Genomic DNA, 8,422 nt, shown 5'->3' with positions numbered 1-8,422 from the left:
CACCCCCGCCGAGACCCGGGCCGCCTACTACGCCCAGACCGCAACCGCGGCCTGAAATCCACAAAGAGATCGTCTACGAAGCTTGACACAGCCCACCGCCCTCGGCGATGTCTATGAGGTGCTGCGATGATCGCAGGGCCGCGTAGAAAGCCGTTGGTCGCAGTACTGGCGGTAGTGATGATTGCTTGCCTGAGCGCCTGCACCTCTTCGAAGGAGACGAATGTGAGCGGCATGACGCCTCAGCAATCAAAAGCCCGTGCCCTTGCGATGGAGCAGGAGATCGCGGGACGGTTGCCGAAGGATGCTGTGGTGACCGTTGCCCCCTCTCGAGGAGGCACGTTGATTTCCTGCGCGGGCGACGGAGTCTATTCACGCGCTGCGGGGGTGACGATCCACATCGCGGAAGGAACAGACCCCGCAACACTTCTTCCCGCTCTGGCGGAGAGCTATTCGTCCGATACCCGCTTCCAAGTGCGCGATGTCGACAGCGACTATAGATCCGCGATCCAACTGAGTGGCGAGTACGCAGAGGGATACGTGATCGGAACGACCGGGGGTGAACACGCGCTCGTGGTCGACTCTTTTTCGCCGTGCTTCGAGCTCCCTCCGACAATGTCCCCGTTTGACGACTTCTGAACACGCATGGCGACGCGTTCTACGACGGAGCAGTCCCACCCTCCGCCACTCCGGGAAGCTCCTCCACCTCGGCATCGGCAGAGCCCACTCACGCACCGAGATCATCGCCCTCATCCACAACAACGACGCCACCATCGCCAACCAAAGCACCGGCGAAATCCACGCCCACTTCACCCTCGACCCCACCCGCGGCTACCAACGGAAAAACGGATGACCCCCGTCTCCGGGGGTTCATCCGTTCGCGATGTCCTGAACATCACATTGGCGGAGACGGAGGGATTTGAAATCGCGCTCGGGGCAATCTCGGGCAACTGAAACCGCGTGAATCCGCGGGTTCTGACCTCGCCAGCATCCGGTTCGATCAAGTCAGTTCGGTTCGATTCGTGGCAGAAACGTGGCACGAATCTTCCGCCCTCAGAGCTCCTGGAGCGCGGGGTTGGCCTCGATCACGGGCAGCAGCCTCTCGGTCTGGACGAAGAAGCGAGCCGCGTCGGGACCGATCGCGTGACACACGCTCCGCATGTCTCGACGGACCTTGCGGAGATCGTATCGATGCAGTGGTTCGAGGTGAGCGACACGGTTGCGTAAGCCGTGGACGTTGGCGACACGGGCGACGATGCTGTCTGCTGACCAGTCGCCGGGCCACGCCGGGAACGCGTTCTTGATGGCGACCGTCCACAGCTTCTGCTTCGACTTGTTCGACTTCGACGGGAGGAGATAGCGCCACACTCCCAACGACATTTGAGCCAGCACGTCATCATGACTCACCGGCCGGCCGTGGTCAGCGGCGATGCGTCTCGCTCGCGTTGCAGCCTTCGACAGCTCGCTCTGGTTCATTGCCCGAAGTAAGTAAGGATGGGGGCGTAACAACCAGTCGGACGTCCCGGCCATCCCGTCGTTCCAGAGGCGCAGCTCGCGATCGATGGCGTTGCGCAGGACGAGCTCGAAGACATGGATCGCCTCCATCGCGGCGCCCGAAGCGCGCACATTCCACTCGAACAGTTCGTGCGCGCGAACTATGTCACCGCCGGCGTCAGCGAGAATCCGCTGCACCCGGGCGTCGCCGACGAATCGGGAACTCACAGGCTCGATCGGCGACACACAGGCTAGACTAGACGCACAAACACCGGACGCTTCGCGGATCGGTGCTTACACATAAGGGGCCCGGCGCAAGCCGAGGCCCCTTATCCTTTGCGCCGACCGGGAGTCGCTAAATCTCAAGCCGCGCGAGTGCGTAGTCCCACGGGATTCGTTCCTGCTCGAGACGGATGTTCCCCTCGGCGCTCAGCGATTGGAGTGTTGCGCGTTCATCGCGCGTGAGCCGATCGAACACCCCGACGTTCGGATCGGGATCGACGCCCCAGAGGTCGCGGTGGTCGAACAGCGTAGCCATCTCCATCAGCGCCGACGTCGCATCCACTCCCCTGGCTCGGAGCCGGTTCAGGATGGCGAAACCATGCGAGTCCAGATCCCCCCAGTACGTCACGGTCTGAGCCCAAGGCAGACGGGCAACAAGGTCGACGCGGTGGCCACCGCCGTGGACTGCGACCGCTCCAGACACGTCCGGCATCGCGAGTACAGTGGCGAGGTTCTCGAACACGAACACCCGCTCGGGGCGGATCTGACTTGCGCCGAGGTCGTCGACCGGCGCCGACACATCGGTGAGTCCATGGAAGGAGAGCGACGGATCGAGAACGCGGAGCCGCACGAGCGGTGATGGCTCGCGAAAGCCGAGCCCGGTCGCGCCGGTTCCGGCCCGATGCAACGCCTCCACGAGGCCGATGCGAGATTCGATCCATTTCGTGTGGATGCCGCGGATCGGCAACTCCCGCACCAGGCGACCGGATTCTGGGTTCTCGCGCAACCACTCCAGCACATCGACGAGCCGTTGGAAGTCGCCACCGTCGAGATCAGCGATGGCGCGCGCATGGGTGCGGAGCACCGAATCGGCGCCGGACCCGGCCAGTCCCCGGAGCGCGTCAAGTCGAGACACGAGAACCTGCCAGACATCTCGCTCGCCGGCGATCCGAGCGATCGCGTCCGAACCGCGCAACACAGCGCGGACGGGGACTTCCTGCGATCCGATGCGTGGCCACTTGCGGACGGCCCACTCGATCTCGACCGACGGATCGGCGCTCAGTCCGCGCCAGGAGTCGACCCACCGTCGTACCTGTTCGAGGTCGCGCAGCGCCTCGCGCTCTGTCGGCGGATGCAGCGATACGTCGAGCACGGCATCGGTCTGCTGATCGGCAGCCCAGGTGCGCGCCTCGCGGTCGAAGAGCTTCTTCGCTCGCGCGCGCACATCGGCCGGGGTGACGGACGTAGTCACGCGTGCTGCTCCGCGTGCGGTGGATGTGGGGCCTCCGGCCCCCCGACCGAGAACACGACGTTCGCGAGCCGCGACAACTTGCGGTCGGGGTTCGACACCGACGTGATCGCGCCCACGTAGGGTTCGAGAGTCTGCAGAAGCTTCTGCGGCGTGGCGAGGATCATGTGGAAGCCGAACTCGCGGAACACCTCCATCGCGTTGCGCGTGTATCGGCTGTCGGCCTTATCGAACGCCTCGTCGAGCACGATGGAACCGAACTTCGGGACGTCGTCCTCCTCCTCTGTCAGCTGATACCGCAGCGCCGCGGCGAGGCAGAAGATGACGAGCTTCTGCCGCTGCCCGCCCGACAAGCCCTCGGCCGAGTCGTACACGCGTGTCACGCGGCCGGTGGGGTCATTCTCGCGAGCGAGGAAGCTCACGTGAAGCCTGGTGTCGAGCACACGGCCCCGCCAGTCCATGTCGACGCGGTCCTTCGATCCGAGGCGACCGATGACCCGCTGCAGGACGTCGAAGCGCTGCTCAGCACCGGAGGCCGACTCATCCGACCAATTGCCCTCGACGATGCGACGCAGGTCGGTGAGGAACTCGTCGACCTCCGGCGTACGCGTGGTCTTCACATCGATCTCGAGGAAGCGGTCCGCTCCCTCGAACGGCGACCGCCCGAGGGAGGCGTTGACGGGAAGGATGCGTTCGCGGATGAGGCCTGGGGCGTCCCGGAGATCACTGAGCAGGTGCGCGACGACATCCTGCGATCGCTCCCGCAACAGCTTGCGGAACTGCGCCTCCTTCTCGGGCAGCCCGCGCGCGAGGATGCCCTCGCGCAACTCTCGGTAGCCGTAGCGGTCGCGGATGTCGGCGGTGAGCTCGGCGGATGCAGCCGGCCAACCGAGCCGGAACTCGGCGGCACGTCCGGCGAACCGCGCCTCCGCGTCGGCTGCGCGAGCTGCCGCGGCGTCCTTCTCCTTCGAGAGCGCCGACTGCACTCTCCGCGCGACTTCGTCCACCGTTTCGAGGCTCACGGAGCGCCGCTCGGCTCGGAAGCGCGCGTCCAGGGCATCCATGATCGCCTCGTCGACGACCTCGGGCGCGGCCGCCTCGAGCTCCGCGATCTGCAACGCGATGGCCTCCACTCGCTGGCGAGCGACAGCGTTCTCGCCGATGGCTCGTGCGTGAGCCGCGTTCGCCTCCTCCAGTCGGTGCGTCGCCCGTTCTGCGAGCTCCTGCGCCTCGCGGAGTGTGCCGGACGCGTCGGTGAGCGTTCGGAGTTCGTCGCGACGAGCGGCGGTGACCGCCGCGGCGGATCCGAGGTCGATGTCCGTCCAGGTGAACGTCGACACGCGCGCGAAGGCGTCGCGGCGGGTGAGTGCGTCCTGCCGGCGAGTGTCGGCCTCGGCATCTCGGGCCGCCGCCCGCTCCATCGCGGCCGTCGCGTCGCGATGACGAGCCAGCAACGCGTCGAGCCGCGCTTCGGTGTCGCCGCCCAGCACCCACCGTGTAGCGTCGCCGACATCGTGACGGTCGTCCTTCTCGTACCTGCGCGAGTTGCGCTTGACGAGGCCGCCGATCGTGACACCGCGCTCGACGTCCTCGAGTTCGTCGGGGTGCGAGACGCAGGCGTAGTCGAACTCGGTGGCCAGGCGCCTGCGGAGGTAGGCGCCGAACGGTCCATCGCTCACCTCTAAGCGGTGGACGAGCGACCGCGCATCCTTGGGGCGGCGCGGCTCATCGACGGCGTGCGGCACCGCTTCGATGACGAGGCGCACACCGAGCGCGCGCGAGTCGGCGGCGCGCCGTGCCGGTGCGAGATGCTCGTCGCGGACGAGCAACGTCGTCGACAATGAAGCCAGGACACGCTCCGCCGCGCCGCGCCAGAGGGCATGCTGTTCGGCGACCGAGATGAGCTCCCCGGCGAAAGGCAGGGCAGCTGCCGGAACGCCGACCGCCTGAGCGATGAACCGCCGCGCTCTCAACAGCTTCTCGTCGAGATTGCTCCGGTGATCTCGCAGTGACTGGATCTGCTTCGTGACCTGGTCCAGCGCCCGGCGCGTCTGGCTCGCGGCATCGCGCACGTCGTGCGACACCGCGGCGATGTCACGCGCCGCCTCGGTGACGGCTGCCGCGAGCATCTCCGCGAACTGCTCGGCGTCGTCGGGCATCGGAGCCCCGATGCGAGAGAGTTCAGCTGTCAGCTGGGCGCGATACTGCGCGATGATCTCCTCGTCGCGCTGTGCGCTGTCGATTCTCTCCTGCAACAGCTCGACGCGCGCGCCGCCCTCGTCCCGGACACGCGCCTTCGTGCTCTCCACCGCCTCGGCCGCCAGCCGCTGCTCGCGCACGGCGTCGCCGAGCCCGCTGTCGGCGCGCGCCAGCCCGGCACGTGCCGGCGCCACGGCGTCCTTCGCGAGCCGCAGCTTGAGTGCCGAGGTGAACGGCTCGACCGCATCGTGCAGGCCCGCGATCGCCGACGTCTCGGCGCTGGCCGCGTCGAACGCCGTGATCGCCTCGTCGACCCTACGCAGCGCATCGGCCTGCTTCCGCAGATCGACGACGTGCCGGTGCGCGGCGTCGAGCTCCGTGAACTGTTCGACGGCTGTCTCGGCGCGCGCGAAGGTGCCCGGCTGGTCGAGCATGAACCCACGGAACAAGGCGTCGAGGGTACCCAGATTCTTCGCCGACTGGGTTTTGTGCAGAAGTTGGAGCGTTGCGTCTCCCCGGAACCCGAACTCGCGGATGACCCGCTCATGGAAGCGCCCGTGCCGTCCACCCGTGGTGATCAGCGCATCGGGGAAGGCCTTCGACATGCGGCGAGCCTCGATGCCGCCCTCGACGTGCGGCTTCATGTCGAGAAGCCGCACCTGACCGCGGGCGAAGATCCTCGCGTCCTTCAGCGCGGTCGATTCGGTGCGTGTGCCGGGGGCGTGGAACACCCGCATCAGGACGACGGGTTCGTCTCGGAGATTCTCGTATCGCAACAGGATTCCGCTCCAGGTCGCTTTCGCGCGAAGGTAGCTCGTCGTGGCCCGGTCGGCGGTCTCATCCGCTTCCTTGCTCCAGGCTCCGCGCACGTAGCTCATGAGTGTTCGATCGCTGTTGCGGGAGGCGCCGTCTTGAGCGGCAGCGTTGAGGCGCAGCCATTTGTCGGGTGTGTACACGGCGGCGATCGCGTCGAGCAGCGAGGACTTGCCCGATCCGGATGCCCCGGTGAACAGGTGCCCGGCGCGTGCGACGTCCACGGTGACGTGGCCGGCGAACGTGCCCCAGTTGACGAGTTCGATCTGAGCGAGGCGCCACTGGCCGGGCCGGTTCGGATCGATCTCCGGCTCATCGGCGGGAAAGGTCAGCATCGTCATTCGGTCTCGTCCTCGGCATCCGGCGATACTACAGTGGCATCGTCCGCACCCTCTCGCGCGATGCGCTGGTACTCCGCGGTGATCGCGCGGATCTGGTCGGCGTCGACGAGCAGTCGCAGCACGGGTGAGATCTCGGCGCGGTCATCTCCGACAGCGTGCAGCACGCGCAGCTTGTTCTGCATCTTGTTCCACGACGAGTTGACGCGGCTCGCGAAGTCCTTCTCATCCCGATCCGGGGTGCGGAAGACAGCGAGCTGTTCGAACACCTCCGCCTGCCCGACGATGACGCGGCCCCTGCCTTCCTCGCTCAGCAGGGTCTGGCGCAGGATGAGCAGCATCGCGGTGTCGAGGAACGTGAGCGCCTCGGACCGCACTGCCTTCGGAGCGTCGTCGGAGGGAGCGTTTCGGACGAAGGCGAACTCGTTGTCGTGATCGATGACCAGTTCGAGGAACAGGTCGGCGAGTCGCGAGCGGATCACCGTCTCATCGGTGAGCAGCACAGCCCACAGCTGCGCCTCGCGGGCGCCGGAGAGGTACGGGCCGCGTACCAGTCGCAGCAGGACCCGCCGCGTGCGGTCAGGCAGTACGCCGGCGTCGCCGCGCCAGAGGTCGGTGTGCTCGGCGTCGATGGCATCCGGCGCGGACGGTTCGGTCATATCACCGCTCCTGTGAATCGGTGCGCGGCGACCAGTGCCGCGCGCGGGACTCCGTCGGCGCCCTGCCACGCCAGGATCTCCGGCTCATCGTCGACGGTTCCCTGCTCGGCGGCGATCGACAGAAGTCCGATCACGCTGCCGACTCCCTGCGTCGCGGGGTATCTCGCAAGGACGTCCGCGACGGTGCACGACGAGGCCTCTGCGAGCAGGTCGTTGACGTTGCGGGTGAGTTCGTCGAAGTCGATCTCGGTCTCACGGGCGATCGCCCGCAACTCCTCGAGGCTCGCGAGCTGCGCGGTGTGTGTGACGACCTCTTCCGTGGCGGCGAATTCGGCGGGATCATGAAGGTCGATCGCACCGACGCTCGACATCGCGACGGCGGAAAGATCCAGGGTGACAGATGTCGGCTGCCATGGCCGAGTATGCGAAGCCGCTTCGACGCCGGCGTGCTGAGCCTCCCGCAGCAGAGTCCTCAGCACTCGGTCCTGCTGGTAGTCCTGCGATTGCACGTAGCGGCGGAGCGCCCGGGCGAACAGCGTGATGACGTCGTGGATCTCGGCGCTTCGCCCCTTGAGCGTCGTGAGGAAGGAGCGAAGCACTCGGCGCTCGTCCGCGCTGAGGTCACGAGCGAAGCCGCGGTCGAGAATCCGGCGGACATCGGCCTCGAAGGCGGCTCCGAGTGCGGGGTCGAGAACGAGCTGCGAGAAGGCAGCGAAGCTGCGCCCCGCATCCGAGTCGGAGATGTGGTCGATGCCGCGGAACACCTCGTCGACGACGGATGCCTGAGAGACATCGGACTCGACGATCTTGGCCCGCAGCGACGCGTTCAACATCTCGAACTCGGCACGCACCCGAGCGAAGTCATCCGGAACGTCCGCAGCCTGCGCCAGCACATCGCGAACACGTTCCAGCGCCCGGTCTTCATCCATCGCCGCTTCGTCGCCCGAGCGAAGGCTCTCGATCCGTCGCTCGATCGCTTGAACCTCCTCCTCGAGCAGGGCGATGCGTGCCGATACGTCCGGATCCGTGTCGATCGCCAGGCGGCGTACTTGCGCGGCAAGGCTCGCGAGCCGTGACTCCGTGACGCTCGAACGCGGGGCCGCGCGACCCTGGAGGAACCTGATGCCCGCAATCGCATCGGGCGACAACTCGAGCGTCTCACCGCGCGCTTCGGACGACGGCCGACGCACCAGGAACCCGGCCGACCGCCACTCTGCGCAGTAGCCCTTCGCCGTCAGCGGCAGGGTCATGCCCTGTGCGCGCAGTCGCTCGAGGTCGGCGTCGATCCGCTCGTACAACTCCTCGCCATCGACGCGGCGCTCATCTCCACCCAGATGGATGCCCAAGAGCCCGGCGATTGTCGGTGCGCTGTCCGCACGCAGCAGCTTCCACGCAGCGTCACGCTCGACGAGCTGGGCGAGCTCGAGAACCTGGGCGACGGCGGGCACGGA

General features: G+C 66.9%; 6 protein-coding genes. 1 reads left to right on the top strand and 5 read right to left on the bottom strand.

Translation table 11 applies throughout. From position 1 onward, the window contains the following. The first annotated feature begins 222 nt into the window (after window positions 1–222). The gene (locus LOK55_RS08930) at window positions 223–636 is read left to right on the top strand and encodes a hypothetical protein (protein WP_229935093.1); all 414 of its coding nucleotides are present in this window, start codon (window positions 223–225) and stop codon (window positions 634–636) included. Between the two features lie 414 nt (window positions 637–1,050). On the opposite strand, the gene LOK55_RS08925 is transcribed toward LOK55_RS08930, so the two are convergent. From LOK55_RS08925 to LOK55_RS08905, 5 genes are all read right to left on the bottom strand, one after another. Further along, on the bottom strand, window positions 1,051–1,737 hold the full coding sequence (locus LOK55_RS08925; RefSeq protein WP_229935092.1) for a hypothetical protein: 687 nt from the start codon (window positions 1,735–1,737) through the stop codon (window positions 1,051–1,053). Window positions 1,738–1,846: 109 nt separating this feature from the next. After that, window positions 1,847–2,965 (bottom strand): DUF3322 domain-containing protein, encoded by a 1,119-nt coding sequence (locus LOK55_RS14270; protein WP_229935091.1) that lies wholly within the window; start codon window positions 2,963–2,965, stop codon window positions 1,847–1,849. After that, the gene (locus tag LOK55_RS08915; protein ID WP_229935090.1) at window positions 2,962–6,315 is read right to left on the bottom strand and encodes an ATP-binding protein; all 3,354 of its coding nucleotides are present in this window, start codon (window positions 6,313–6,315) and stop codon (window positions 2,962–2,964) included. The genes LOK55_RS14270 and LOK55_RS08915 overlap by 4 nt, the downstream gene beginning before the upstream one ends. Further along, window positions 6,312–6,971 carry a DUF4194 domain-containing protein gene (locus LOK55_RS08910; RefSeq protein ID WP_229935089.1) on the bottom strand — a complete coding sequence of 220 codons (660 nt, stop codon included), beginning with the start codon at window positions 6,969–6,971 and terminating at the stop codon, window positions 6,312–6,314. Before LOK55_RS08910 ends, LOK55_RS08915 begins: the two co-directional genes overlap by 4 nt. Continuing rightward, window positions 6,968–8,419 (bottom strand): DUF3375 domain-containing protein, encoded by a 1,452-nt coding sequence (locus tag LOK55_RS08905; RefSeq protein WP_229935088.1) that lies wholly within the window; start codon window positions 8,417–8,419, stop codon window positions 6,968–6,970. Before LOK55_RS08905 ends, LOK55_RS08910 begins: the two co-directional genes overlap by 4 nt. Window positions 8,420–8,422: the final 3 nt, after the last annotated feature.

Source organism: Microbacterium sp. F2E (assembly GCF_020905435.1).
GTDB lineage: Bacteria > Actinomycetota > Actinomycetes > Actinomycetales > Microbacteriaceae > Microbacterium > Microbacterium lacticum.
This window is presented reverse-complemented; position numbering and strand designations above follow the sequence as displayed.